The organism is Pseudomonas sp. KH_050 (assembly GCF_057838875.1).
In genome coordinates this window covers 1801910-1828568 of record NZ_CM174478.1, presented here as the reverse complement: position 1 = coordinate 1828568, position 26659 = coordinate 1801910, and the positions used below count along the sequence as shown (strand labels likewise).

24 protein-coding genes and 4 tRNA genes are annotated in these 26659 nt (G+C 59.1%); 5 read left to right on the top strand and 23 right to left on the bottom strand.

The genetic code is table 11. The features are described 5' to 3' along the window. Positions 1-205: 205 nt before the first annotated feature. From AC3IUA_RS08485 to AC3IUA_RS08475, 3 genes are all read left to right on the top strand, one after another. On the top strand, positions 206-1294 hold the full coding sequence (locus AC3IUA_RS08485; RefSeq protein WP_489359985.1) for an asparaginase: 1089 nt from the start codon (positions 206-208) through the stop codon (positions 1292-1294). Between the two features lie 460 nt (positions 1295-1754). Beyond that, on the top strand, positions 1755-2036 hold the full coding sequence (locus tag AC3IUA_RS08480) for a DUF1654 domain-containing protein (RefSeq protein WP_489359983.1): 282 nt from the start codon (positions 1755-1757) through the stop codon (positions 2034-2036). 4 nt (positions 2037-2040) lie between these two features. Next, the gene (locus tag AC3IUA_RS08475) at positions 2041-2730 is read left to right on the top strand and encodes an endonuclease (protein ID WP_489359981.1); all 690 of its coding nucleotides are present in this window, start codon (positions 2041-2043) and stop codon (positions 2728-2730) included. A gap of 94 nt (positions 2731-2824) precedes the next feature. Here AC3IUA_RS08475 and AC3IUA_RS08470 read toward each other — a convergent pair whose 3' ends face one another. Continuing rightward, positions 2825-3196 carry an SPOR domain-containing protein gene (locus AC3IUA_RS08470; protein WP_489359979.1) on the bottom strand — a complete coding sequence of 124 codons (372 nt, stop codon included), beginning with the start codon at positions 3194-3196 and terminating at the stop codon, positions 2825-2827. A 249-nt stretch (positions 3197-3445) separates the two neighbouring features. Here AC3IUA_RS08470 and csrA point away from each other — a divergent pair, with 249 nt between their 5' ends. Then, positions 3446-3640, top strand: a complete 195-nt coding sequence (gene csrA / locus AC3IUA_RS08465; RefSeq protein WP_007920550.1) for a carbon storage regulator CsrA — start codon at positions 3446-3448, stop codon at positions 3638-3640. A gap of 391 nt (positions 3641-4031) precedes the next feature. Here the strand turns inward: csrA and AC3IUA_RS08460 are convergent, their stop codons facing one another. The 4 genes from AC3IUA_RS08460 to AC3IUA_RS08445 all read right to left on the bottom strand — a co-directional run bounded on the left by AC3IUA_RS08460 (position 4032) and on the right by AC3IUA_RS08445 (position 6866). Beyond that, the gene (locus AC3IUA_RS08460) at positions 4032-4487 is read right to left on the bottom strand and encodes a DUF2214 family protein (RefSeq protein ID WP_489359977.1); all 456 of its coding nucleotides are present in this window, start codon (positions 4485-4487) and stop codon (positions 4032-4034) included. A gap of 616 nt (positions 4488-5103) precedes the next feature. Continuing rightward, a complete protein-coding gene (locus tag AC3IUA_RS08455) occupies positions 5104-5334 on the bottom strand; it encodes a hypothetical protein (RefSeq protein WP_489359975.1) in 231 nt (76 codons plus the stop codon). Positions 5335-5549: 215 nt separating this feature from the next. Next, positions 5550-6206 carry a trypsin-like peptidase domain-containing protein gene (locus tag AC3IUA_RS08450; RefSeq protein ID WP_489359973.1) on the bottom strand — a complete coding sequence of 219 codons (657 nt, stop codon included), beginning with the start codon at positions 6204-6206 and terminating at the stop codon, positions 5550-5552. A 583-nt stretch (positions 6207-6789) separates the two neighbouring features. Next, positions 6790-6866, bottom strand: a tRNA-Val gene (locus tag AC3IUA_RS08445). Between the two features lie 184 nt (positions 6867-7050). Here AC3IUA_RS08445 and AC3IUA_RS08440 point away from each other — a divergent pair. After that, positions 7051-8334 (top strand): NAD(P)/FAD-dependent oxidoreductase, encoded by a 1284-nt coding sequence (locus AC3IUA_RS08440; RefSeq protein WP_489359972.1) that lies wholly within the window; start codon positions 7051-7053, stop codon positions 8332-8334. A gap of 303 nt (positions 8335-8637) precedes the next feature. On the opposite strand, the gene AC3IUA_RS08435 is transcribed toward AC3IUA_RS08440, so the two are convergent. The 18 genes from AC3IUA_RS08435 to leuD form a co-directional block, all read right to left on the bottom strand. Next, a tRNA-Asp gene (locus AC3IUA_RS08435) sits at positions 8638-8714 on the bottom strand. A gap of 101 nt (positions 8715-8815) precedes the next feature. After that, positions 8816-8892, bottom strand: a tRNA-Asp gene (locus AC3IUA_RS08430). A 56-nt stretch (positions 8893-8948) separates the two neighbouring features. Beyond that, positions 8949-9024 (bottom strand) — tRNA-Val (locus tag AC3IUA_RS08425). A gap of 156 nt (positions 9025-9180) precedes the next feature. Continuing rightward, entirely contained in the window at positions 9181-9933 is a 753-nt protein-coding gene (locus tag AC3IUA_RS08420; protein WP_489362277.1) for an SDR family oxidoreductase, read from the bottom strand. Between the two features lie 17 nt (positions 9934-9950). After that, positions 9951-11162, bottom strand: a complete 1212-nt coding sequence (locus AC3IUA_RS08415) for an O-succinylhomoserine sulfhydrylase (protein ID WP_489359971.1) — start codon at positions 11160-11162, stop codon at positions 9951-9953. Positions 11163-11192: 30 nt separating this feature from the next. Next, positions 11193-12698: an amidophosphoribosyltransferase gene (purF, locus tag AC3IUA_RS08410; protein WP_489359970.1), complete on the bottom strand. Its 1506-nt coding sequence runs from the start codon at positions 12696-12698 to the stop codon at positions 11193-11195. 41 nt (positions 12699-12739) lie between these two features. Next, positions 12740-13300 carry a CvpA family protein gene (locus tag AC3IUA_RS08405; RefSeq protein ID WP_489359969.1) on the bottom strand — a complete coding sequence of 187 codons (561 nt, stop codon included), beginning with the start codon at positions 13298-13300 and terminating at the stop codon, positions 12740-12742. A gap of 99 nt (positions 13301-13399) precedes the next feature. Further along, positions 13400-14047: an SPOR domain-containing protein gene (locus tag AC3IUA_RS08400; protein ID WP_489359968.1), complete on the bottom strand. Its 648-nt coding sequence runs from the start codon at positions 14045-14047 to the stop codon at positions 13400-13402. Next, positions 14031-15338: a bifunctional tetrahydrofolate synthase/dihydrofolate synthase gene (folC, locus tag AC3IUA_RS08395; RefSeq protein WP_489359967.1), complete on the bottom strand. Its 1308-nt coding sequence runs from the start codon at positions 15336-15338 to the stop codon at positions 14031-14033. Before folC ends, AC3IUA_RS08400 begins: the two co-directional genes overlap by 17 nt. Next, a complete protein-coding gene (accD, locus tag AC3IUA_RS08390; RefSeq protein ID WP_489359966.1) occupies positions 15335-16255 on the bottom strand; it encodes an acetyl-CoA carboxylase, carboxyltransferase subunit beta in 921 nt (306 codons plus the stop codon). Before accD ends, folC begins: the two co-directional genes overlap by 4 nt. Before the next feature lie 293 nt (positions 16256-16548). Next, complete coding sequence (locus tag AC3IUA_RS08385; protein WP_489359965.1) at positions 16549-17172, bottom strand: phosphoribosylanthranilate isomerase; 624 nt, start codon at positions 17170-17172, stop codon at positions 16549-16551. A gap of 63 nt (positions 17173-17235) precedes the next feature. Then, positions 17236-18090 (bottom strand): tRNA pseudouridine(38-40) synthase TruA, encoded by an 855-nt coding sequence (gene truA, locus AC3IUA_RS08380; protein ID WP_489359964.1) that lies wholly within the window; start codon positions 18088-18090, stop codon positions 17236-17238. 394 nt (positions 18091-18484) lie between these two features. Next, positions 18485-21361 (bottom strand): motility hub landmark protein FimV, encoded by a 2877-nt coding sequence (locus AC3IUA_RS08375; RefSeq protein WP_489359963.1) that lies wholly within the window; start codon positions 21359-21361, stop codon positions 18485-18487. A 189-nt stretch (positions 21362-21550) separates the two neighbouring features. Further along, complete coding sequence (locus AC3IUA_RS08370; RefSeq protein ID WP_489359962.1) at positions 21551-22561, bottom strand: aspartate-semialdehyde dehydrogenase; 1011 nt, start codon at positions 22559-22561, stop codon at positions 21551-21553. Positions 22562-22788: 227 nt separating this feature from the next. Then, positions 22789-23901 carry an aspartate-semialdehyde dehydrogenase gene (asd, locus tag AC3IUA_RS08365; RefSeq protein WP_489359961.1) on the bottom strand — a complete coding sequence of 371 codons (1113 nt, stop codon included), beginning with the start codon at positions 23899-23901 and terminating at the stop codon, positions 22789-22791. Between the two features lie 68 nt (positions 23902-23969). After that, the gene (gene leuB / locus AC3IUA_RS08360) at positions 23970-25052 is read right to left on the bottom strand and encodes a 3-isopropylmalate dehydrogenase (RefSeq protein ID WP_489359960.1); all 1083 of its coding nucleotides are present in this window, start codon (positions 25050-25052) and stop codon (positions 23970-23972) included. Between the two features lie 74 nt (positions 25053-25126). Next, on the bottom strand, positions 25127-25891 hold the full coding sequence (locus AC3IUA_RS08355; RefSeq protein ID WP_489359959.1) for a class I SAM-dependent methyltransferase: 765 nt from the start codon (positions 25889-25891) through the stop codon (positions 25127-25129). Between the two features lie 122 nt (positions 25892-26013). After that, positions 26014-26658 carry a 3-isopropylmalate dehydratase small subunit gene (gene leuD, locus AC3IUA_RS08350; protein ID WP_108217789.1) on the bottom strand — a complete coding sequence of 215 codons (645 nt, stop codon included), beginning with the start codon at positions 26656-26658 and terminating at the stop codon, positions 26014-26016. Between the last annotated feature and the right edge of the window lies 1 nt (position 26659).

Sequence of the window (26659 nt, the reverse complement as noted above, 5' to 3'; positions counted from 1 at the left end):
TCGGAAAACCGGACGCAGATCGATCAAAGAGAATCTGACGTTTTTAAAATAATCTTATAAATCAAATAATTACATTAATTCTCCCGGCCGGTTACGACTGGTACAGATCCTGCTCTTCTCCAGAACCCCACGGCATTCAGGATCGGCCCGGGGTGTTTCTGGATGAACCTGCATCAGCACCGTCATTACAACAAGAGAGAAAATAATGAAACCTGCCGTCAAGACCTTTGTTCCGGGCGCTTTGGCCCTCCTGCTGCTGCTCCCTGCGGCCCTGCAAGCAAAAGAACTCGAAACCCAACAGAAACTGGCTAACGTGGTGATCCTCGCCACGGGCGGAACTATCGCCGGCGCCGGAGCCAGCGCTGCCAACAGCGCCACCTATCAAGCGGCCAAAGTCGGTATCGAGCAGTTGATCGCCGGTGTGCCCGAGCTGAGCCAGTTGGCCAATGTGCGTGGCGAACAGGTCATGCAGATCGCTTCGGAAAGCATCACCAACGATAACCTGCTGCAACTGGGTCGCCGCGTCGCCGAACTGGCCGATAGCAAAGACGTCGATGGCATCGTCATCACTCACGGCACCGACACCCTCGAAGAAACTGCTTATTTCCTCAACCTTGTGGAAAAAACCGACAAACCGATCATCGTCGTCGGCTCGATGCGCCCAGGTACCGCGATGTCTGCTGATGGCATGCTCAACCTGTACAACGCCGTCGCGGTCGCCAGCAGCAAGGATGCTCGCGGCAAAGGCGTCCTGGTGACCATGAACGACGAAATTCAGTCGGGTCGCGATGTCAGCAAAATGATCAACATCAAGACCGAAGCCTTCAAGAGCGCCTGGGGCCCGCTGGGCATGGTGGTCGAAGGCAAATCCTACTGGTTCCGCCTGCCTGCCAAGCGCCACACCATGGCTTCGGAATTCGACATCAAAACCATCAAGAGCCTGCCTGACGTCGGAATCGCTTACTCCTACGGCAATGTCAGCGACACCGCGTACAAATCCCTGGCTCAATCCGGCGCCAAAGCCATCATCCACGCTGGCACTGGCAACGGTTCCGTGTCCTCCCGCGTGGTTCCATCCTTGCAGGCACTGCGCAAGGATGGCGTGCAGATCATCCGTTCGTCCCACGTCAATGCCGGTGGTTTTGTCCTGCGCAACGCAGAACAGCCTGACGACAAATACGATTGGGTGGTTGCCAATGACCTGAACCCGCAAAAAGCCCGGATCCTGGCGATGGTCGCGCTGACCAAGACCCAGGACAGCAAAGAACTGCAACGCATGTTCTGGGAGTATTGATTCACCCTTCGCCCGGTCTTCCCTGACTGGGCATAGGTATCTACACATTTTTAAAGCTGCCGAATACTGTGGCGAGGGAGCTTGCTCCCGCTGGACCGGGGGCGCGCTCGTCCGCGAAGCGGTCCCAAATCAGGCGACTCAATCTAACCGTTAGTACCGAGTCGACTGATTTTACGACTGCTGCGCCCGAACGCGGGCCGGCCGGCGGGAGCAAGCTCCCTCGCCACAGGTAGAGTGTTCGGCCAACGAGATGTGTAGATACCAATGCTGACCGGACCACGGTAACGACCACTCGCCAGTGGCTCTGCAACAGCCTTCTCGCCCCCGCCCCGTCCCCCGTCAATGCGTCTCGCCCGGCCGTAAAAAAATCCCTGGACCACACACCAAACTGGATAAATCGCTGTCAGAAGAACCTCTTGAATTTTAAGCAGTTGCGAAATTGCCTACAGTTAAATACTGTATGCACGTACAGCTTAATAAGGAATCTTCCGTGGCCACTACCCCAGCAGCAGCGACTACCCCTCCAAGTTCCTATGAACGACTCGGTTTGCGCGTTCAGAAGATCATCAATTCTCCCAACGCACAGAAGGCCAAAGCCGCATTGATCTTTCGGCTCCCGGACGAACCGGTGGACGAGTGGGAGCAACTGCTGGAGGAAATCGCCGAGAACGACAACGTCACCCTCGCCTACCGGGACGATGGTGGGGTGCAGATTTTCTGGATCGTGCCAAAGGAAGATTGACTCAATGATTGTCCGTCTACTTGTCCTGGTCTGTCTGCTCGGCGCCTTGAGCGCCCAGGCCGCCGCCCCACGCACCTTCAACGAAGCCAAGAAAGTCGCCTGGAAGCTGTATGCTCCGCAATCCACCGAGTTCTACTGCGGCTGCAAATACACCGGCAACCGAGTCGACCTCGCGGCCTGTGGATATGTACCGCGCAAGAATGCCAACCGCGCGGCACGCATCGAGTGGGAGCATATTGTCCCGGCCTGGCATATCGGCCACCAACGCCAATGCTGGCAAGAAGGCGGCCGCAAGAACTGCACCCGCACCGATCCGACCTACCAGCGTGCCGAGGCAGACTTGCACAACCTGGTGCCGAGCATCGGCGAAGTGAATGGGGATCGCAGCAATTTCAGTTTTGGCTGGCTTCCCGCGCAACCCGGGCAGTACGGTTCATGCCTGACCCAGGTCGATTTCAAGGCCAGGAAGGTCATGCCCCGCCCATCCATTCGCGGCATGATCGCCCGCACCTACTTCTACATGAGCAAACAGTACAGCTTGCGGTTGTCGAAACAGGACCGCCAACTCTACGAAGCCTGGAGTAAAACCTATCCGGTGCAGAACTGGGAACGTCAACGCAATCAAAGCGTGGCCTGCGTGATGGGACGTGGCAACGAGTTCGTCGGCCCGGTGGATTTGAAAGCCTGCGGTTGAGCCATTGCAGAAACGCAAAAAGGCCTCGAACAATACTGTCTCGAGGCCTTTTTTCTTTCCGTGACCGGGGGGCGGCTCCTACAGGGGCAACGGGTCACTGAGCCACTGGATGCTCAACCACCTCTGACACGATATTGCGTTTTTTTGCCCGGACCAGGCTTGCAGTCAGTTCTACCTGCCTGGCTTCAGCTTCCGCCCTGGAGCTGAACGGGCCGATCAAGACCCGCTGTGCAGCGCCGTCCTTGATCACACTGGAAACGAAACCGTGTTCGAGCAACCAGCCGGTCAGATCGCTCACCGCCAGCAAGGTGTCGCCCTTGACCTCGACATTCCACTGAGGCGCTGTCGCGGTCGCAGGAGTTTGCGCAGCAGGCGCCGCCGACGAGGCAACCTTGTGCTCCATGTTGGTGCCTTCACCACACCCTGCCAGCACCAACAACGCCATTCCAATCGCCAGTTTACGCACAGCCTTCCCCTCAAGAATTCAAGTCGGGGATTTTACCACCCACTTTCAGTCCTACGCCCCCGCAAACACGCTCTAAAATACGAGAATGATGTTTATCGGCTCTGTATAGTTGCACCTTGGGAATTAATAGCGCGGCTACGCGTCAGAAAGAGGCATCCACACAGTGTCACTTCGCAGTAATCTATACGTACCACCGACATCTGCATTGTCTGAATCAGGTACCCCTACCAAAAAATCAAGGAGAAGATCATGCTGATACTCACCCGCAAAGTCGGTGAAAGCATAAACATCGGTGACGATATTACGATCACCATTCTGGGCGTAAGCGGCCAACAAGTCAGGATTGGCATCAACGCCCCGAAAGACGTCGCAGTTCATCGCGAAGAAATCTATCAGCGTATCCAGGCGGGCCTGACTGCCCCGGACAAACGCGAGACGCCCTGAGCCTCGTCAGTAGCCAGCCCTTGATTCCACAGCAATGGCTGGCGAAAAACCTTTACGCTCGTTCGACTCGTCATGCCTTGATTTCAGCTCTTTCCTCCCGTTTGGCCGCGGCGCAGGTTCCACTCGTCACCGCCAGCAACAAACCATTCAGTCCAGAACTTGCAAACCAGAACTGCCATGGACGATATCGACATGCCCCTTCCCTGCGACACAGCAAAAAACCCTTGAGTCGATACTAGCAACGCCTGAGCGCGCTGAACGTCGGAAGTTTCCGAATCTGATGACGGCAAGGAGTCAAAATATGGTCATACACTCCGAGAGAAAAACACTCCGTCTTTTTGCTCGCGGATGATCCGGTACTTGCACACCTGCGAAGCCTCACACCCCCCCGCTAAGCGAACACCACGCCACGGGCCATGCCGCTCGCCGCTACCACCATGAGTACCACCAGCAATGCCTCGATATGACTGATCCGGGCAAACAGTGTTGCCCGCCCGGTATCGATCGCCGCGCCTCGGCTCAAGGCGATCCGCCATTTGATCAGGCTGATCATCGGCGCAATCTCCAGCAACAGGATGAAGACAAACAAAGTCATCTTCAGATGAAACAGCGGTTGGTGCAGGTAGTAGTCCGTACCCTTCTCATAACCGGCGAATGCGCGAAGGCCGCCCGTGAGTAGCAGCACCACGGCCGAGATTCCCCATAGACTGTCGGCCAGAAAAACCCTGCGCAGCTGCCCGACGTCTTCGGTGATCCGGCGCAGCGCCGTACCCCGCGCCACGACCGCCGCCAACGCCAGTGCGAAAGCCAAGAGATGGATTGCCGCAAGAAACCAGTGCATGAGCATCTACTTGAGTCTCCGTTCAGTGACGTAAGAAATAGGCTTGTCAGTAGTAGTCCATAACCTGTGGTTTTGCGAAGCAGCCGCCAGGAGCTGCTAAACTGTTTCAGGACTCGACACACGCATCATCACAGTCCTTTGCCTGCTCGCTCCGTGCGATTAACGGCACTTGAACAAAAAACCTCACCTTCCTACGATAGTTTTACGCAGTTGCTTAAGTACCCTGGCAACTGCGTGGGTGGCGAGTGTTCTGAACGCCTACCAAGCCCGCCATTCGCTTCACGCGCAACTTGAGCCTCTTCGGCTCTTCTTTTTCCCCATCAAAGAGCCCTGAGGCTCTTTTTTTTTTGTCGGTGCAAAATCAACCGTGCGCTCTGCACCTCTTGCTAACGGGCAGATCTTTCTATTCTGGCCCTCAGAGTGAAATCGTCACCTGCAACGGCTCGCAAATAAACCTGATCAGCCTCGACCCGCAGGTCACGCCATTCCTGCCAAGTGACTATTTAGAACGCGTCAGACCAGAGGTTTACCGACTGATCAGTCTCAGGGGGTTCCCCCTGGCAACCGTGGATGCGTTTTCCTGGGTAAGAAAAAGCCCGACTCGCTGGCCGGGCTTTCGTACTTACCGCCTGTCATCAGATAGCGGTGTCTGTTCATCGGCCGCCGGCAGATCCATGTCAGCGGGGTCTTTCCAATCTTCCGGGCGCCCCTTCGATGCTTCGTCCGGGCGGCGCAGCGGATCGTATTTGCCGGGACGTTCAGGATCTATCGTTGGCTTGTCTGTCCCCGACTCTGGCTTGGGAGGAACAGAGCCTTGCATCTTCTTGTCCTGAAAACTCGAATCGGTAGCCATACGCACCTCACTATAGATAGAGGTCCAGCAATTCTGGGCCGTACAGGTTTGAAGTCGGGATTGAGAGTGAGGTGCGATTGAGTTGACGAGCGGCGAATGCAGAACAACCGCTCCTGATCCAGCATCTATCGAGCCGCTGAAAGACCTGAAGCCCAGCTGGGCCAACCGTTCCAATTGACCCTTCCAGTCCGCCCGGCAGAGCGGATTTTTGAAAGCTACTTCGCGGCGTATTTCGTGCCGTGCGGATCGTTAAGCTGTGCCTGCAATAGCCCCCACTCACGCTGAATGATCGAGTAAGGGATAAAGATACTAATCCTCTCTGCGCCTTTTACGCCGGGGTGAAAGCTCACATCGTGCAGTGTAGTGGAGTAGAAACCGATATTGATGCCGACAATACTGCCGTCACTGGCGATAACTGGCCCACCTGACATCCCCTTGGTCAACGGAGCATCATGGATAGCATAAAGATCGCCGCTGTCTTCATCGGTTTTGACGAAAGGCGTTTGATACACCTTGCCTTTCCCGGTGGTGGTCACCAGGTAAGGGCTCACCCCCACGGCCGTTATGTTCTCGCCCACACGCGGCGCACGCCATGATGGGTAGCGGCCGTTGGACTTGTGCTGGATGAAGACGAGGTCGCAGCCTGTGCTGCAACTATATTTCACGTTGGGGATAAGCGGGGTGTGGCGGGTGGTGACGGCGTAGTCATCGTTCCATTGCACGGCCGAGGCCATATAGAGATACGGCAAAGGAAAGCCTGAGTAGACGATAAAGTACGAATTGTCAGTAGCCCCCGAAAAGTCGGGTTTTACTATGCCGTTGCATCCTGCAGTTACAACTCCTATTAAAAAGTAGGCCATGATCTTGATCATGATGTATCACCGACTTATAGGGAGAATATGACTGTTTTTTGTTGTCAGTTTTTTGTCTTTTGTCGGGTTGTAGCTCTCCTCGCCACTTGCTCTAGTTGGACGCTGTGTTATTTATGGCTGAGGTTGTAATCGCACGTACGAATGAATCGTGCTAAGGCCAATCGCTTTTCGATCCATCCCACGAGTGCAAATATTTGGCGTCTGGAAAATGCCAGAGACAAGGTCAAGAAAAGAGAACCACTATGGTCTTCTTGATTAATGGTGGGTAATTCTGGCCCATCATATTGGCAAGTTAGAAACCTGACTATTCAGGGTATATAGGTTTCTGGAGTTTGGGATTGGAACGCTGCAAACCGATGCGTTCCATAACTATTATGCAAGTATTCCATAACCAAACCTTTTTCATCTTCCCGCCGGCACCAATTGTCGTGGAGTGTACGAAAATGTAATCGGGTACCTGGAGGTGGGCGCCGAATTGGCGTTTTGAGTGGGGCTTTGCAAAAGTTTTGCAAATCACAGACAACAAAAAAGGGCCCACCTTTCGGTGAGCCCTTCTAGACCGCCCAGCAGAGCGGATTTTGTTTGGTAGGCGCGATTGGACTCGAACCAACGACCCCCACCATGTCAAGGTGGTGCTCTAACCAACTGAGCTACGTGCCTGCTGTGAGGCGGCATTCTACGGAATTCCGGAGGGGTGTCAACACCTTTTTTGCGGCTAAGCCTATGAATATGCGAATTTTTTAATTTCAGTGCGACAAAGAAGATTTTTCGCTGGCTGGCAGCCGATTTTCAACTCAGGTAGGATCGAGTCACTCGTAAAATATATTAAACAGAGGCTGCAGGAATGGTGAACACCCCTTACCCGGATTCCTATTACGCTGCATCGGCTAACGCGGTAACGCCGCGCCCATTGCTGCAGGATGACGTAGAGACTGACGTCTGTGTGATCGGTGCCGGCTATACCGGCCTCTCCAGTGCGCTGTTTCTGCTGGAGAGCGGTTTTCGGGTGACTGTCCTGGAAGCGGCCAAGGTCGGCTTCGGTGCCTCGGGTCGCAATGGCGGCCAGATCGTCAACAGCTACAGCCGCGATATCGATGTGATCGAGCGCAGCGTCGGGCCCAAGCAGGCGCAACTGATCGGGCGGATGGCGTTCGAGGGCGGCAGGATCATTCGTGAGCGTGTGGCCAAGTATCAGATTCAGTGCGATTTGAAGGACGGCGGCGTATTCGCCGCGATCACCGACAAGCAGATGGGCCACCTGGAGTCGCAGAAGCGCCTCTGGGAGCGTTACGGCCACACTCAGCTGGAACTGCTCGATCAACGCCGCATACGCGAGGTGGTGGCCTGTGATCAGTACATAGGAGGCATGCTCGATATGAGTGGCGGGCACATGCACCCGCTCAATCTTGCTCTTGGCGAAGCCGCTGCAGTGGAGTCGCTGGGCGGGACTATTTATGAGCAGTCGCCGGCCATCCGCATCGAGCGCGGGGCCAATCCGGTGGTGCATACGCCCCAGGGTAAAGTCCGGGCCAGGTTCATCATCGTCGCCGGCAACGCCTACCTGGGCAATCTGGTTCCGGAGCTGGCAGCCAAGTCGATGCCATGCGGCACCCAGGTCATCACTACCGAACCTCTGGGTGATGCACTGGCTAAAAACCTGCTGCCGCAGGACTACTGCGTCGAAGACTGCAATTACCTGCTCGACTATTACCGCCTCTCGGGCGACAAGCGGCTGATTTTCGGCGGTGGCGTGGTGTATGGCGCGAGGGATCCGGCGAACATCGAAGCGATCATTCGACCGAAGATGCTCAAGGCCTTCCCGCAGCTCAAGGATGTGAAGATCGATTACGCCTGGACCGGCAATTTCCTGCTGACCCTGTCGCGCCTTCCCCAAGTCGGACGCCTGGGCGACAACATCTACTACTCGCAAGGCTGTAGCGGCCATGGCGTGACGTATACGCACCTGGCAGGCAAAGTCCTGGCCGAAGCCCTGCGCGGCCAGGCAGAGCGTTTTGACGCCTTCGCCGACCTGCCGCACTACCCGTTCCCTGGCGGACAATTGCTGCGCACGCCATTCGCCGCATTAGGTGCCTGGTATTACGGCTTGCGAGACAAATACGGCTTCTGACTCCGTAAGAGCTGCGTATGAGCTGCGTATGAGCTGCGCAGGAGCTGCGTAGGAGCTGCGTAGGAGCTGCCGAGTGAAACGAGGCTGCGATCTTTTAATCTTTACGATGACGGCACCCGCAGAAAAGATCGCAGGCTACGCCAGCTCCTACGCCGACCGCGCGCACCTGCAATGCCGCAGGCTGCGGCCAAATTCCAGATACAAAAAACCCCGGTCTTTCGACCAGGGTCTTTGCTATCAATCAGAAGAAGCCAGTGGCTTTCTTCGTAGCTTCAAGGCGTTCAGTGGGCCTTGAGGCAGATATGGCGCAGCGGACGGGACTCGAACCCGCGACCCCCGGCGTGACAGGCCGGTATTCTAACCGACTGAACTACCGCTGCGTATCGCTTGGACTTGCGTCCATTTGAACTTTTGAAATCGTCTGACTGGAAAGCTTCGAGGCTTTTCAATCTCAAACCGGGCAAACCCGATCTGGAAAATATGGCGCAGCGGACGGGACTCGAACCCGCGACCCCCGGCGTGACAGGCCGGTATTCTAACCGACTGAACTACCGCTGCGCGTCGGTGGAGGCTTTTGACGGCTTCCGTCTTGCTTTCGCAAAACTCTCAAGAAGTGGTGGGTGATGACGGGATCGAACCGCCGACCCTCTGCTTGTAAGGCAGATGCTCTCCCAGCTGAGCTAATCACCCTTTGCTTCGTTGAGGCCGCGAAATTTACGCAGGTATCGAAGCTAAGTCAATAGCCTGCTTGAAGTTTTTATGAAAAAGACAAAATCAGTCATCTTTCCGGGACAGCCTTTCATTCGCCCTCCATCGTACGAACCGCATCGCGAGCAAGCTGCGCGCCTACAGGTAGACCATCTTCTTGGTCATGCCGCCATCGACCACAAACTCCTGACCGGTGACAAACCCTGCATTCTTCGACAGCAGCCAGGCTACCATCGCCGCTACGTCTTCCACAGTCCCTACCCTGCCCGTCGGGTGCTGAGCATGATCTGCGTCCGTCAGCGGCTCGGCACGACGCACAGACGGGTCTCGGGCATCGATCCAGCCGGGGCTGACCGCATTGACCCGGATTTCCGGACCAAGACTGATCGCCAGGGCATGGGTCAGCGCCAGCAATCCACCCTTGCTCGCCGCATAGGCCTCGGAATCAGGCTCCGACTGCCCGGCCCGGGTCGAGGCCAGATTGACGATGGCCCCCGCGTGAGCACGCAGGTAGGGCGCGCAGTGCTTGGCCAGCAGCATCGGCCCACCGAGATTTACCGCCAGAACGCGATTCCAGTAAGCCAGATCAAGACTTTCCAGGGTAATGTTGTGTGGATCGGCGACCGCCGCATTGCACACCAGCGCATCCAGGCGCCCGAACTGCCCAAGCACCTCGGCAACGCCCAGGGCGACCTGTTGCTCGTCCGCCACGTCCATGCTGATGAACCAGGCGCTGTCACCGAGAACCCTGGCAACCTTTGAACCACGCACTCGATCCAGGTCCGTCAGCACCACCTGCCAGCCTTCGCTGACCAGCCAGGCCGCAATCCCCAGACCAATGCCACGCGCCGCACCGGTGACCAGCGCGACACGACCATGGGTGTTCCCCATGTGCGTGCCCAACTCGATCACAAGGCCGCCAGCCCGCGCGCCAGATCCGCCTGCAAGTCGCCGACATCTTCCAGACCGACTGCAATCCGGATCAGGCTGTCACGAATCCCCGCCGCCTCACGCTCTTGCGGCGCCAGACGGCCGTGGGAGGTGGTGCCCGGGTGGGTGATGGTGGTTTTGCTGTCACCGAGATTGGCCGTGATCGAGATCAATCGGGTGGCATCGATAAAGCGCCAGGCGCCGTCTTTGCCGCCCTTGACCTCGAAACTCACCACCGCACCGAAACCGCGCTGCTGACGCAGGGCCAGTTCATGCTGCGGATGGCTCTTGAGACCGGCGTAATGCACTTTCTCGATACCGTCCTGCTGCTCCAGCCACTCGGCCAGGATCTGCGCATTGGCGCAATGAGCCCGCATACGCAGGCTCAAGGTTTCCAGGCCCTTGAGGAAGATCCAGGCATTGAACGGACTCAGGCTCGGGCCGGCGGTACGCAAGAAACCCACCACTTCTTTCATCTGCTCGCTGCGACCGGCGACCACACCGCCCATGCAACGGCCCTGGCCATCGATGAACTTGGTGGCCGAATGCACCACCACGTCCGCACCCAGCTTCAATGGCTGTTGCAGCGCCGGGGTGCAGAAGCAGTTGTCGACCACCAGCATAGCGCCCTTGGCATGGGCGATCTCGGACAATGCCGTGATGTCCACCAGCTCGGCCAGCGGGTTGGAGGGTGACTCAACGAAGAGCAATTTGGTATTGGCCTTGATCGCCGCATCCCAGCCGGACAACTCCGCCAGGGGCACGTAATCGACTTCGATACCAAAACGCTTGAAATACTTGTCGAACAGGCTGATGGTCGAGCCGAACACACTGCGCGACACCAGCACGTGGTCGCCGGCGCTGCACAGGCTCATCACCACCGCGAGGATCGCCGCCATGCCAGTGGCAGTGGCGACCGCTTGCTCGGCACCTTCCAGCGCGGCGATGCGTTCTTCGAACGCCCGCACTGTCGGGTTGGTGTAACGCGAATAGACGTTGCCCGGCACCTCACCGGCGAACCGCGCAGCCGCATCGGCGGCCGTGCGGAACACGTAACTGGAGGTGAAGAACATCGGATCACCGTGCTCGCCTTCCGGCGTACGATGCTGACCGGCGCGCACGGCCAGGGTATCGAAAGCTACGCCGTCGAGGTCGCTGTCCAGCCGACCGGCATCCCAATCCTGACTCATGCTGCCTACTCCTTAGTTTTTTATTGCAAATCAGTTGTTGTACAGGTCGATGATCGCGCTGACGGCCTGAGTCTTGACCTTGGAGGCGTCGTTGCGCGCCTGCTCGATCTTGTTCAGGTAAGCCTCGTCGATGTCACCGGTCACGTACTTGCCGTCGAACACCGCGCAGTCGAAGTTCTCGATCTTGATCTTGCCGCCGCCGACCGCTTCGATCAGGTCCGGCAGGTCCTGGTAGACCAGCCAGTCAGCGCCGATCAGATCCGCGACGTCCTGGGTGGTGCGATTGTGCGCGATCAGCTCGTGAGCGCTTGGCATGTCGATACCATAGACGTTCGGGTAGCGAACCGCCGGGGCTGCCGAGCAGAAGTAGACATTCTTCGCACCCGCTTCACGGGCCATCTGAATGATCTGCTTGCAGGTGGTGCCGCGAACGATGGAGTCGTCCACCAGCATCACGTTCTTGCCGCGGAATTCGAGCTCGATTGCATTGAGCTTCTGGCGTACGGACTTTTTCCGTGCAGCCTGGCCCGGCATGATGAAGGTCCGGCCGATGTAGCGGTTCTTCACGAACCCTTCGCGGAACTTGACGCCCAGGTGGTTAGCCAGTTCCAGTGCCGAAGTGCGGCTGGTGTCCGGGATCGGGATGACCACGTCGATGTCGTGATCCGGACGCTCGCGCAGGATCTTGTCGGCGAGTTTCTCACCCATGCGCAGGCGAGCCTTGTACACCGAAACCCCGTCGATGATCGAATCCGGGCGCGCCAGATAGACGTGCTCGAAGATGCAGGGGCTGAGTTTCGGGTTGGTCGCGCACTGACGGGTGTGCAGCTTGCCGTCTTCGGTGATGTAGACCGCTTCGCCCGGCGCCAGGTCGCGGATCAGGGTGAAGCCGAGCACGTCCAGGGAAACGCTTTCGGAGGCGATCATGTACTCGACGCCTTCGTCGGTATGACGCTGACCGAAGACGATCGGACGGATGCCGTTCGGGTCACGGAAACCGACGATGCCATAACCGGTGATCATCGCAACGACCGCGTAACCGCCGACGCAACGGTTGTGCACATCGGTCACCGCGGCGAACACGTCTTCTTCGGTTGGCTGCAACTTGCCGCGCTGGGCCAGCTCGTGAGCGAACACGTTGAGCAGGACTTCCGAGTCGGAGTTGGTGTTGACGTGGCGCAGGTCAGATTCGTAAATCTCCTTGGCCAGCTGTTCAACGTTGGTCAGGTTGCCGTTGTGCGCCAGGGTGATGCCATAGGGCGAGTTGACGTAAAACGGTTGAGCTTCGGCCGAAGTCGAACTGCCCGCGGTCGGGTAACGCACATGGCCAATGCCCATGTGTCCGACCAGGCGCTGCATATGCCGTTGATGGAATACATCACGGACCAGGCCGTTGTCCTTGCGCAGGAATAACCGGCCGTCATGGCTGGTCACGATACCGGCAGCGTCCTGGCCGCGGTGCTGGAGGACGGTTAGCGCGTCATACAGCGCCTGATTGACGTTCGACTTACCGACGATACCGACGATGCCACACATGCGACGCAACCCCTACTTAATGGATCTGAACTGAACACAACTCACTGAGGCGTTTTGGCCATCGGCAAGAGGTGTTCCTTGAACGGTATTTCAGCGGGTACGCTGATACCGCTGGCAAGCCACTGACTGCTCCACCCAAGGATCAGGTTTTTGGACCAGTCTGCAACCAATAGAAATTTTGGCACGAGCTGTGACTCCTGCCACCACGCGTCCTGCTGTACCGGGCCCAGACTCAATAGCCCGACCGCCACGACCACCAGCAACGCGCCACGCGCCGCGCCGAAGGCCGTGCCGAGGAAACGGTCGGTCCCGGACAGGCCGGTGACGCGAACCAGTTCGCCGATAAGATAGTTGATCATTGCGCCTACCAGCAGGGTGGCGACAAACATGATGGCGCAGCCCGCGATCACGCGAGCCGAAGGTGTTTCGATGTATCCGGCGAGGTACTGTGACAATGAGCCACCAAACAGCCAGGCTACGACTCCTGCGATGATCCAGGTGAGCAGCGACAGTGCTTCTTTGACGAAGCCACGGCTCAAACTGATCAAAGCGGAGATGGCGATGATTGCAACGATCGCCCAGTCAACCCAGGTAAATGGCACAGTTCAGCCTACGGACAGATAAGGCGGCGCATTTTAGCAGAAGCGCATGCCTGTCGGTAAGCGGCGATTGTCAGTGCATTTCAAATCAGTGCGATAGCCTTAACCGCGTTCTGGCTGGAATCGCACCACAAAACCCTTGAGGTTCTTTTGACGACCGAGCAAGTCCCGCAGGCGATCGGCTTCGGCACGCTCGATCAGCGGCCCGACGAATACCCGATTCTTGCCGTTGGCGGAACGGATGTAGGCGTTATAGCCCTGGCTGCGCAGGCTCTTCTGCAAGCTCTCGGCGCTTTCCCGGCTGGACAGGCTGGCCACCTGCACCGACCAACTGACCGACAGGCCATTGGCATCGACGCGGCTTTGGCTCACATCCGGCTTGGCCGGTGCGACAGGCTGCGCGACGGACGGCTTGGGAGCCGGAGGTGGCGCGACAGGCTTGGTGGCGGCGACCGGCGGCGCAGGAGCGACCGGTACAGCCGGCGCAATCGGCATCGACGGTTGCTCCTGAGCAATTTCCTCATCGCTCGGCACCGGTTCCTGCGGCAAGCTTTGCGGCTCGGGCACGACCACCGGCTCGACCTGAACCTGCGGCATGGCCGGCGCTTGAGGTGCGGCCGGGGCCTCGACGGTTATCTGGCGCTGCTCATCCTCACGGGAGAACATCATCGGCAAAAAGATCACTGCCAATGCCACCAGCACCAGGGCCCCGACCATACGCTGCTTGTAAGCGTTATCCAGCAAAGCCATTTGCAGCCTCCTCCGTGGAGCGCCGGGCCAGCCATTGGAGAGCCTCGGCAACACAATAAAATGATCCGAACAGCAGAATTTCGTCCTCGGCCGCCGCTTGCGCACACTGCCCTTCCAGCGCGGCAGTGACACTCTCATAGGACGTCACCGACGCACCAAGGTTCTGCAAGGCTGCCTGAAGATCCGCGACCGGACGACTGCGCGCAGTATCCAGCGCAGCGACTGCCCACTGCTGGACACTAGCACTCAATTCGGCGAGAACTCCATCAAGATCCTTGTCCGCCAGCAAACCAAACACCGCCAGACGTCTGCCAACCAATGGACGACGCGCCAGACGATGGGCCAGATACTCGGCGGCGTGCGGGTTGTGGCCCACATCCAGCAGCAGGTTCAGGCGCTTGCCGTGCCAGTCGATCTGACGTCGATCAAGGCGCCCGACTACCCGAGTCTGTTTCAACGCATCGACAATCTGCTGCGCCTGCCAGGGCAAACCGAGCAGCAGGTAAGTCTGCAACGCCAGCGCCGCGTTCTCCATCGGCAGATCGAGCAGTGGCAAATCATGCAGCTCAACGGTCTGGCCCTGGGCATCCAGGCCACGCCATTGCCAGTTTTGATCGGTTATTGCCAGGTCGAAATCACGCCCACGCAGGAAAAACCGGCAACCCAGCTCGCGTGCCTTGTCCAGCAGCGGTTGAGGAGGATTGAGATCGCCGCACAGCGCTGGCGCGCCCTGGCGAAAGATGCCGGCCTTTTCGAAGGCCACCGACTCGCGGCTATCGCCGAGATAGTCCGTGTGATCGACACCAATACTGGTGACCAGCGCGAGGTCGGCATCGACCAGGTTGACCGCATCAAGGCGCCCACCCAGGCCGACTTCCAGCACCACCGCATCCAGACCGGCACGCTGGAACAGCCAGAACGCCGCCAGAGTGCCCATCTCGAAATACGTCAGGGAGATTTCGCCACGCCCGGCCTCGACCGCGACGAAGGCCTGGCAGAGCTCGGCATCCGTGGCTTCGATGCCATTGATCTGTACCCGCTCGTTGTAGCGCAGCAGGTGCGGCGAGCTGTAGACGCCGACCTTGAGCCCCTGGGCTCGCAACAAGGACGCCACGAACGCACAGGTAGAACCTTTGCCGTTGGTACCCGTAACCGTGATCACCCGAGGCGCGGGTTTGCCCAGGCCCATCCGCGACGCGACCTCTTGCGAGCGCTCAAGGCCCATGTCGATCGCCGACGGATGCAACTGCTCAAGGTAGGCGAGCCAGTCGCCAAGGGTACGTTCGGTCATATGTTTGCAGGCACCGGTGGAACCACGATCGGCTCGATGGCCGCGGCCACGAACACCGGGGTCGACAAGCCCGTCAATTGCGCCAGCAGGTTACCCAGGCGCGGACGCAGCTCCTGACGGGCGATGATCATGTCGATGGCGCCGTGCTCCAGGAGGAATTCGCTGCGCTGGAAGCCTTCCGGCAGTTTTTCACGCACGGTCTGCTCGATGACGCGCGGGCCGGCGAAGCCGATCAGGGCTTTGGGTTCCGCGACGATCACGTCACCGAGCATGGCCAGACTGGCGGAAACACCACCGTAGACCGGGTCGGTCAATACGGAGATGAACGGAATGCCTTCTTCACGCAGACGCGCCAGAACCGCCGAGGTCTTGGCCATTTGCATCAGGGAAATCAGCGCTTCCTGCATCCGCGCACCGCCGGAAGCGGCAAAGCAGATCATCGGGCAGCGGTTTTCCAGCGCGTAGTTGGCGGCGCGAACAAAACGTTCGCCAACGATGGCACCCATCGAGCCGCCCATGAAGGAGAACTCGAAGGCCGCGACCACTACCGGCATCCCCAGCAGGGTACCGCTCATGGAGATCAGCGCGTCCTTCTCACCGGTCTGCTTCTGGGCCGCGGTCAGGCGATCCTTGTACTTCTTGCCGTCGCGGAATTTCAAGCGATCGACCGGCTCCAGGTCGGCACCCAGTTCGGCACGGCCTTCGGCGTCGAGAAAGATGTCGATGCGGGCACGGGCGCCGATGCGCATGTGGTGGTTGCACTTGGGGCAAACGTCCAGGGTCTTTTCCAGCTCCGGGCGATAAAGCACGGCCTCGCAGGACGGGCATTTGTGCCAAAGACCTTCAGGCACCGAGCTTTTCTTCACCTCGGAACGCATGATCGAAGGGATCAGTTTGTCTACCAACCAGTTGCTCATGCTTTCTTTCTCCAGTACCGGCGGCCCGAACGCTGTACGTTCGAAGCCCCGAGTATGCCCTTGAGCTAAATTCATGTGTGTGGCGATGATCCGTTCACTACCGCGGTCAGCGCGAGGCTTGACCTGCCTGTAGCGAATCGTTCCCCGGCCCTCTCGACAACTCGCTTCAGAGCGGTTGCCACTTCGATTTCGGCCCGTCCGACGACGGTGCCAGCCTGTTTTCGTACGACTGTGCCAGCCTGTTTTGTACAGTGGTGTTATGGACGGCGGCAGACTGCCAGCCGTCACATCGGCTACGTACTACTGCGTACTGCCTGCATGAATGCGCGAATCTTCGCGTGATCCTTGATCCCCTTGCTCTGCTCCACCCCGCCGCTGACGTCCACCGCATAGGGGCGGACCCGGGCGATGGCCTCAGCCACGTTGCTCGCCGTCAATCCGCCTGCAAGGATGATCGGCTTGCTCAAACCCTGCGGCACCAGCGACCAGTCGAAGGCTTCGCCCGTACCGCCGGGAACGCCTTCGACATAGGTATCGAGCAAGATCCCGCTGGCGCCCGTGTAAGCCTTGCAACCGGCTGCAATGTCATCCCCAGCCTTGACCCGCAATGCCTTGATGTAGGGCCGGTGGTAGCCTTCGCAATCGGCTGGCGTTTCGTCGCCGTGAAACTGCAGCAGATCCAGCGGCACCGCATCGAGGATCTCACCGAGCTCGCAACGGCTGGCATTGACGAACAGGCCGACAGTGGTCACGAAGGGCGGCAACGCGGCAATGATCGCCCGCGCCTGCTGCACATTCACTGCCCGCGGGCTTTTGGCGTAGAACACCAAGCCAATGGCATCCGCCCCGGCTTCGACCGCTGCCAACGCATCTTCTATGCGGGTAATCCCGCAAATCTTGCTGCGAACGGCTGACATGTCGTTTGAACCTCAGGACTTATCCGGGAAAGTCCCGGATGGTAACAAATGCTTTTCCGGGCGTCAGCCGTCAAGTTCCGAGAAACCGGTAAGGAAATGTGGACCGATGAAGCGCTCGGGCAATTCGAATTCGTCGTGGTACTCGACCTGCACCAGATACAGCCCGTACGGATGCGCCGTGACCCCACCGGTTCGCCGAACGCGGCTTTCGAGCACTTCCCTGGCCCACTCCACCGGGCGCTCACCGGCACCGATGGTCATCAGCACCCCGGCGATGTTGCGCACCATATGATGCAGAAAGGAGCCTGCGCGGATATCCAGCACGATCATCTTGCCGTGCTGGGTGACCCGCAGATGGTGGAGTTTCTTGACTGGCGACTTGGCCTGGCACTGACCGGCGCGAAACGCACTGAAATCGTGAGTCCCGACCAGATACTCGGCGGCGGCGGCCATGCGCTGCACGTCCAGCGGGCGATGGTTCCAGGTAATTTCCTGATTCAAATGCGCCGGACGAATCTGGTCGTTGTAGATCACGTAACGGTAGCGCCTGGCAATCGCTTTGAAGCGCGCATGGAAATCCGCGGGCATGACCTTGGCCCAGCTCACACTGATGTCATGGGGCAGATTGATGTTGGCGCCCATGACCCAGGCCTTCATCGAGCGTTCGGCCTGGGTATCGAAGTGCACCACTTGCCCGCAGGCATGCACACCGGCGTCGGTGCGCCCGGCGCACATCAACGATACCGGCGAATCGGCAACTTTGGACAAGGCATTTTCAAGCGTTTCCTGCACCGTCAATACGCCGGAAGCCTGACGCTGCCAGCCGCAATAACGCGAACCCTTGTATTCAACACCCAGAGCGATTCTGGAAAAGCCTGCGGCCGCCCTTTCGGCGGCCGCGTTATCTATATTTGCCAAGGACTTACAGCCTGCTGATGTGCGCAAAGACAACCATTATACGGCCGCAGGCCCCGGACGCCATACATTATCAGGCGTACACAAAACCCGTAGGAGCTGCCGCAGGCTGCGATCTTTTGGGGGGCGCACGCCCTGGGTTTGCCCTAATGCCGTAGCAGCTGCCGAAGGCTGCGTCCGGCTGCGCAGCAGTCGTAAAATCAGGCGCTGCGGTATTCCAGACAAACCGTGCAAGCAGGATTTACGACTGCTTCGCAGCCGGACGCAGCCTTCGGCAGCTGCTACGGGGGCATCGGAGCTTACCCATGAAGACGGCATCCCTGGCAACAATGTCCCTCCACCCTGAAACAAAAACGGCAGCCTCAATGGCTGCCGTTGTCGTCAAAGCACTGGCGATTTACCCGGCCAAACGTGCCAACAGTTCCTTGGCTTCGCTCTTCTGACCGTCATCGCCCTCGCTGAGGACTTCACTGAGAATGTCCCGCGCCCCATCGCTGTCGCCCATGTCGATGTAGGCCTGGGCCAGGTCCAGCTTGGTAGCCACTTCGTCGGTGCCCGAAAGGAAATCGAACTCCAGTTCGTCGTCAGCGGTGGCGGCCGCTGCGTCCTCGGCGGTGAAGCTTGGCTCGGCAAACGGCTCTGCGATAGGTGGTTGTTCAAGGCTTTGCGAGAGGCGATCCAGCTCGGCATTGACGTCACCCAGCTCGGCAGCGAACGCATCCGGCTCGGCGGGCGCATCGATTTCGTCGGCCAGCGACAAATCGAAATCATCCAGCAGATCCAAGTCATCGATCGGCGTCTCGCTCGCCTTTGGCGCCTCAGCTACCACCGGTGCTTTCAGGTCATCCTCAAGACTCAGCAGGAACTCGTCGTCGGCCAGGATCTCGGCCGGCATATCGCCACCCAGGTCAAGGTCGAACTCCGACAAGTCCTCCAGACTCTCTTTCGCTTCGGTCTGCTGGTGCAAAACCGCTTCGAAGCTCAAGTCATCGTCCGCTGGAAAGGCATCGAGCTCTGACTCTGACCCTGACTCTGGCTCTGGCTCCGACACAGACTCTGGCTCTGGCTCCGACACAGACTCTGATGTAACCACTGCCGGCGAAGCTGCCTCCAGGTCATCCAGGCTCAGATCAAAGTCGCTATCAAACTCATCCGTAGCTGCAACAGCGGCTGGCGCCGGCGCCTGGTGCTCATCCAGGCTAAGATCAAAGTCGCTATCGAGTTCATCCGCCGCTGCAACAGCGGCCGGTGCCGGCGCCTCGGGCTCATCCAGGCTCAGATCAAAGTCGCTATCCAGTTCATCCGCCGCTGTAACAGCGGCCGGTGCCGGCGCTTCGGGCTCATCCAGGCCCAGGTCAAAGTCGCTATCCAGTTCATCCGCCGCTGCAACAGCGACTGGTGCTGGCGCCTCGGGCTCATCCAGCAACAGATCCTTGACGTATTGTGCGTCCAGCTCGGCAGCCGCCGCCGCAGCAGCGATACCGGTGACGGCCGCCACTGCAATCATTGCCGGGAAGCGGCTTTTCAGCTGTTCGACTTCTGCGTAATTCTTGCCGTTGGCCACCAACTGACGCTCTTGAGCGACAAAGGCATCACGGTCGCCCTGCTCGCCATAGACTTCCATCAGTTTCAAACGCAAGTCACTGCGTTGAGGTTCCTGCTTGATGGCGCCTTGCAGCAGGTCGGCGGCCTGATTCAGCGCACCGCACTGGATATGCGATTGCGCCTGTGCCAGAACGTCGTCCGAGCGCTCGGCTGCCGGCGCCACCAAAGGTGCGGCAATCGGCGGCACAACCACAACTGGAGCAATGGGCGCTCGAACTGGAGCTGGAGTGAGCTTGACGCTTGGCGGTGGAATTTCGATGCCTTCGAAGCTGTTGGATGGCAGATCCAGCTCCAGATCAGCAGAAAACTCCGGCTCTTCGGCCAAGGCCCGGGCCATGCGCAGATGCTTTTCCGCTTCCTGCTGTGCCTTGCGACGCCGGGCCAGCAACAGCAACAACAGCAGCACCAACACGGCACCACCACCGACCAGCCCCATCAGAAATGGATTGGTCAGCAGCTCATTGAATTTGGCTTCTTCTGCAGGCGGCGTCGCGCCCTGAATCGGTGCCTCGGCAGGTACAGCGGCTAGCGTGGCAGCATCGGCTGTGGCTTCTGCCGGCGGTGTCGCATCCGCCTGGACAGCCTGAGGATCAGCGGCCAACTCCGCCGAGATCGGCGCTGCAGGCTGAGCAGCGCCCGAACCTTCGGCCTGCAACTTGGCCAACTGATTATTCTTCAGCTCGATCAAGCGCTGGAGCTTGTCCATCTGACTTTGCAGATCGGTCATGCGGCTTTTCAGCTCGGCGTTGTCGCGCCGGGTCGTATCGAGGCTTTCCTGGGTGACGGCGAGCTTGTTGTTCAGCGTCTGAGCGTCGCCTGCGGCGCCTTTGCCGCGCGTTTTACCGGACTCGGCGGAAACCAGACTCAAATTATCTCTGGCCGGCCGCGAGGAAGTGACATCGCCACCTCCTCGCTTGGTGGCGTCGAGTTGCCGTGGTTTTGCAACCAACCGACGGCCCTGACGCCAGGCCGTATTTTGTGCAGCCACTTCGGCAATGGCCTGGGGTTGCGGCAGACTCGTGCTCTGTGCCGAATCCGGCAAGCGCAGCACCTGGCCGGTTTTCAGGCGGTTGATATTGCCGTCGATAAACGCATCGGGGTTCATTGCCTGAATCGCCAGCATGGTCTGCTGGATCGAGGCACCGTTGCGGGCCTTCGCGGCGATATCCCACAGGGTGTCGCGGGCAGCCGTGGTGTATTGCGCCGACTTGCCGGCGGCGACTTGAGCCGGCGCTGGCTGAGCAGCGGCCTCGACGGTTTGTGGCGAGAACTTCGAAGGGTCGAGCAGCACACTGTAATCGCGCAGCAAGCGGCCATTGGGCCACATCACCTGCACCAGGAATTTGACCATTGGTTCGGACAGCGGCTTGCTCGACGTCACGCGCAACACGCTTTTGCCACTGGCATTGAGCTCGGTGGTGAAGGTCAGGTCGTTGAGAAACGCCTGACGATCGACACCGGCCTTGGCGAATTCTTCCGGCGAGGCCAGGCTCGGCACCACTTCGGCAGCGGTGAGATCCTTGACATCGAGCAGTTCGATTTCTGCCATCAGCGGCTGATTCGGAGTCGACTTCAGGGTCAATTCCCCAAGCCCAAGCGCCTGCGCCACACCAGAGGACAGCGCCGAGGCGGCCGCAATTGCCAGCACCAGTTTGCGAACTTGAACCATAGCCTCATCCTTTGTTTAAACATTCCTCGGCCAGCGAGAAGGTCTAATTGCTGCTGCCCGTAGGCGTTGCGCAGAGCATTGAAGGCAACCTGCACGCGATTATTTCATTCATGGGAGCCGCAAACGGCGGCTCCAGGCGAAGCATAGCGCCCAGCTAGAATCATTCAGTAAATTGTTGCCAAGTATCTTTTACAGCTGGTCTTTTATCAACAACTCAGCCAACTGCACAGCGTTTAGCGCTGCGCCCTTGCGTACGTTATCTGACGTCAGCCACAGATTAAGTTCCGCCGGGTCGTCGACGCTGGTCCGAACCCGGCCGACATAGACCACATCCTGCCCCACCGCATCGCCGACTGCCGTCGGGTAATCACCGGCTTCGACCAGTTCAATACCAGGCGCAGCGTCCAGCGCAGCGTTGACTTTCGCCAGATCGACAGGCGCCGTTGACTGCAAGGTCACGCTAAAGCTATCGCCGAAAAACACCGGGGCTTGAATGCAAGTCACAGAAATCTTCAACGAAGGCTCTGCCAGGACCTCACGCAGCTCCTTGACCAAGCGTTTTTCCAGCAAGGTGTGGCCCTGGGCATCCGGCGTGCCGACCTGCGCCAGCAGGTTGAAAGCCATCTGCCGATCAAAGAATCGCGGCTCCAGGGGGCGGACATTGAGCAGTTCGGTGGTTTGCCGGGCCAGCTCCTTAACGGCTTCGCGACCTTGAGAGGAGACCGCCAGGCTGGCCGTCAGGGTGACTCGCTGAATGTCGAGCAAACCGCGCAACGGGGCAAGCACCACTGCCAGCACCGTGGCCGATGCGCTTGGGCTGCTCAGCTGGACTGGCTTTTTCAGCCCGGCCAGCATTTGGCCATTGGCTTCCGGAACGACTTGCGGTGCTTGCGCGGCAGGCAGGGCGCCGGACAAGTCGATCACCGCGCAACCGGCCGCCGTGGCACGCGGGGCAAAACTCAGGGTAACCGCGGGGCCTGCAGCAAAAAACACCAGTTGAACCTTGCTGAAGTCGAATTCATCGACTTCCCGTACTCGCACGTTCTTGCCGCGAAACGGCACCGAATGCCCGGCCGACTCGCTGCTGGCCAGCAAGTACAGGTTGGCGACAGGAAAATCGCGCTCTTCGAGAATCTGGACGAGTGTTTCGCCGACAGTACCGGTGGCGCCGATCACGGCGATATCAAAGGACTGGCTCATGTTGCTACCTCAGGCGAAACGGGGGGAGCGGCACTTTACCGGGTGGTTTGCAGTTCGGCAATTTAGAGCAAAAGATCGCAGCCTGCGACACCTCCTACATAGGCCGCGTGCAAACCCTATCCCGTAGGAGCTGCCGCAGGCTGCGATCTTTTTGCAGGCGACGAACATCCCAAAAGAAAAAACCCGCACCTCTTTCAAGACACGGGTTCTTTCATTGCATCAATCGATCAACGCTCGAGCAGAATCCGCAACATGCGTCGCAGCGGCTCGGCCGCGCCCCACAGCAGTTGGTCGCCGACGGTGAAGGCACCGAGGAACTGCGAACCCATGTTCAGCTTGCGCAGACGGCCCACCGGAATATTCAGGGTACCGGTGACCTTGGTCGGGCTCAGCTCCTGCATGCTGATTTCACGCTGGTTCGGCACCAGCTTGACCCATGGGTTGTGCTGGCTGATCAGCCCTTCGATATCGGCGATCGGCACGTCCTTGTTCAGCTTGATGGTCAGTGCCTGGCTGTGGCAGCGCATCGCGCCGATCCGCACGCAGATGCCATCGACCGGAATCGGGCTCTTGAAGCGACCGAGGATCTTGTTGGTCTCGGCCTGGGCCTTCCACTCTTCGCGGCTCTGACCGTTCGGCAGTTCCTTGTCGATCCACGGGATCAGGCTGCCGGCCAGCGGTACGCCGAAGTTTTCGGTCGGGTACGCATCGCTGCGCATGGCTTCGGCGACACGGCGATCGATGTCGAGGATGGCGCTGGCCGGATCGGCCAGTTGATCGGCGACAGCGGCGTGGGTCACACCCATTTGCTTGATCAGTTCACGCATGTGCTGCGCGCCGCCACCGGAGGCCGCCTGATAGGTCATGGCACTCATCCACTCCACCAGACCGGCTTCGAACAGGCCACCCAGGCCCATCAGCATCAGGCTGACGGTGCAGTTGCCGCCGATGTAGTTCTTGGTCCCGGCGTCGAGTTGCTGGTCGATGACCTTGCGGTTCACCGGATCGAGCACGATCACCGCGTCATCCTGCATGCGCAGGCTGGAAGCGGCGTCGATCCAGTAACCCTGCCAGCCGGCTTCGCGCAGTTTCGGGAAGACTTCGCTGGTGTAGTCGCCACCCTGGCAGGTCAGAATCACGTCGAGGGTTTTCAGCTCTTCAATGCTGTAAGCGTCCTTGAGCGGAGCAATATCCTTACCCACGGACGGGCCTTGGCCACCCACATTGGAAGTGGTGAAAAACACCGGCTCGATAAGATCGAAATCCTGCTCTTCCAGCATCCGCTGCATGAGCACGGAACCGACCATACCGCGCCAACCGATCAGACCTACACGTTTCATCGCAACTACACCTTCTTGAAAAGTGGGCCGCCGCTTTCGAGGCTGAAAGCTGTGGCGGGCCCGAGAGATTACAGATTCCGCAGCGCGGCGACTACTGCGTCGCCCATTTCCTGCGTACCTACCTTGGCGCAACCGACCGACCAGATATCACCGGTGCGCAAACCTTGATCGAGCACCAGGCTTACGGCTTTCTCGATGGCATCGGCCGCATCCTGCAGATTGAAGCTGTAACGCAGCATCATCGACACCGACAGAATGGTCGCCAACGGGTTGGCAATGCCCTGCCCTGCGATGTCCGGCGCCGAGCCATGGCACGGCTCGTACATGCCCTTGTTGTTGGCATCCAGGGATGCCGACGGCAGCATGCCGATGGAACCGGTGAGCATCGACGCTTCGTCGGACAGGATATCGCCGAACAGGTTGTCGGTGACGATCACGTCGAATTGCTTCGGTGCACGCACCAGTTGCATCGCCGCGTTGTCGACATACATATGGCTCAGCTCGACGTCCGGGTAGTCCTTGGCCACTTGCTCGACCACTTCACGCCACAACTGGCTGGAGGCCAGTACGTTGGCCTTGTCCACCGAGCAGAGCTTTTTACCACGGACTCGCGCCATGTCGAAACCGACACGGGCGATGCGACGGATCTCGCTTTCGCTGTAGGGCAGCGTGTCATAGGCCTGACGCTCGCCATTCTCCAGCTCGCGGACACCACGCGGGGCGCCGAAATAGATGCCGCCGGTCAGTTCGCGGACGATCAGGATATCCAGGCCTGCAACGATTTCCGCCTTCAGGCTCGAGGCCTCGGCCAGTTGCGGGTAAAGGATTGCCGGGCGCAGGTTGCCGAACAGGCCCAGTTGCGCACGAATCTTCAGCAACCCGCGCTCAGGACGGATGTCGCGCTCGATGCTGTCCCATTTCGGACCGCCCACGGCGCCGAGCAAGACAGCGTCGGCTGCGCGCGCACGCTCCAGGGTTTCGTCGGCCAAAGGCACGCCGTGTTTGTCGATGGCCGCGCCGCCGATCACGTCATGGCTAAGTTCGAAGCCCAGGCTGTACTTGTCGTTGGCCAGCTCCAGCACCTTGACCGCTTCGGCCATGATTTCCGGGCCAATACCATCACCAGGGAGAATCAGAATCTGCTTGCTCATGCTTTCCTCATGTCATCAGTCGGCAGACCCGCAGGCTCGCGGGTTTGCCGGGGAAAAAGTCTATCGCTCGGCGCCTATCGTTCAGCCATCAGCACCAGCACATCCGTACTGAACGAACCATCGGCCTCAATCTCGAAATATTCGCGCACTTCATTGCCCATGGACTGCTGCAATTCAAGGATCGCGGCGCGCATCACTTGCGGCGTGCGCATCCGCTCGACCCAGGAGTTGTACTCCAGGCGCAGCCGCTGGCGCGTGGTGCTGCGGGTATGCAACCCCGCCTCGCTGACCTGGCGCAACCACTCACCGGCGGAATAATCGCGCACGTGGCTGGTATCGCGCAGTACCTCGACGCTTTGCAGGTAAGTGTCGAACAATGGACTGCCCGGCGACAAGACATCAATGAACGCCGCCACCCCGCCCGGCTTGAGTACCCGCCGCACTTCCCGCAGGGCCAGGCCGAGATCGCTCCAATGGTGCGCCGAATATCGACTGAAGACGAAATCGAACTCGCCATCGGCGAACGGCAACCGTTCAGCGGCGCCCAGCTGGGTGGAAACGTTGCTCAGCCCCCGGTCAACCGCCGCAGCGGCGACCACATCCAGCATTTGCTGAGACAGGTCGTAGGCGACCACTTCCTTGACCAGCGATGCCACATGGAAACTCACATGGCCGGCGCCACAGCCCAGATCAAGCACCCGGGCATCGGTTTGCCCGGCCAGTTCGGCCTGTAGCAGCGCAAATTCAGTGCCTTGAGCGTGGACGGCGCTGCTCAGATAGGCCGAGGCCTGTTCACCGAATTGCTTCTGCACTACTTGGGTGTGGGCGTTGCTGGTCATGCCGATTTCCTTATGTGTTACCGGTTTGAAGATCAAAAGATCGCAGCCTGCGGCAGCTCCTACAGGTGTACGCAATCCAAATGTAGGAGCCCTGCGATCTTTTCAGCGATCACACCAAAACATCACGCGTCGCGAAACAACCACGGCTGGCTCGCCCGGTGCTTGGCTTCGAAGGTGGCAATTGCTTCATGGTCCTGCAGGGTCAGGCCGATATCGTCCAGGCCGTTGAGCAGGCAATGCTTGCGGAACGCGTCGATTTCGAAGCTCAAGACCTTGCCGTCCGGACGGGTGACCGTCTGGGCTTGCAGGTCGACCTGCAACTGATAGCCAGGAGTCGCTTCGACCTGTTGGAACAGTTCATCGACTTCGGCATCGCTCAGGATGATCGGCAGCAAGCCGTTCTTGAAGCTGTTGTTGAAGAAGATATCGGCATAGCTCGGCGCGATGATGCTGCGGAAACCGTACTCTTCCAGGGCCCACGGCGCATGTTCGCGGCTCGAGCCGCAACCGAAGTTTTCCCGGGCGAGCAACACGCTGGCACCTTGATAACGTTCGGCGTTGAGCACGAAATCCTTGTTCAACGGGCGTTTCGAGTTGTCCTGGTACGGCTGGCCGACATCCAGGTAACGCCACTCGTCGAACAGGTTCGGGCCGAAGCCGGTGCGCTTGATCGACTTCAAGAATTGCTTGGGAATGATTTGGTCGGTGTCGACGTTGGCGCGATCCAGAGGCGCGACAAGACCAGTGTGCTGGGTAAATGCTCTCATG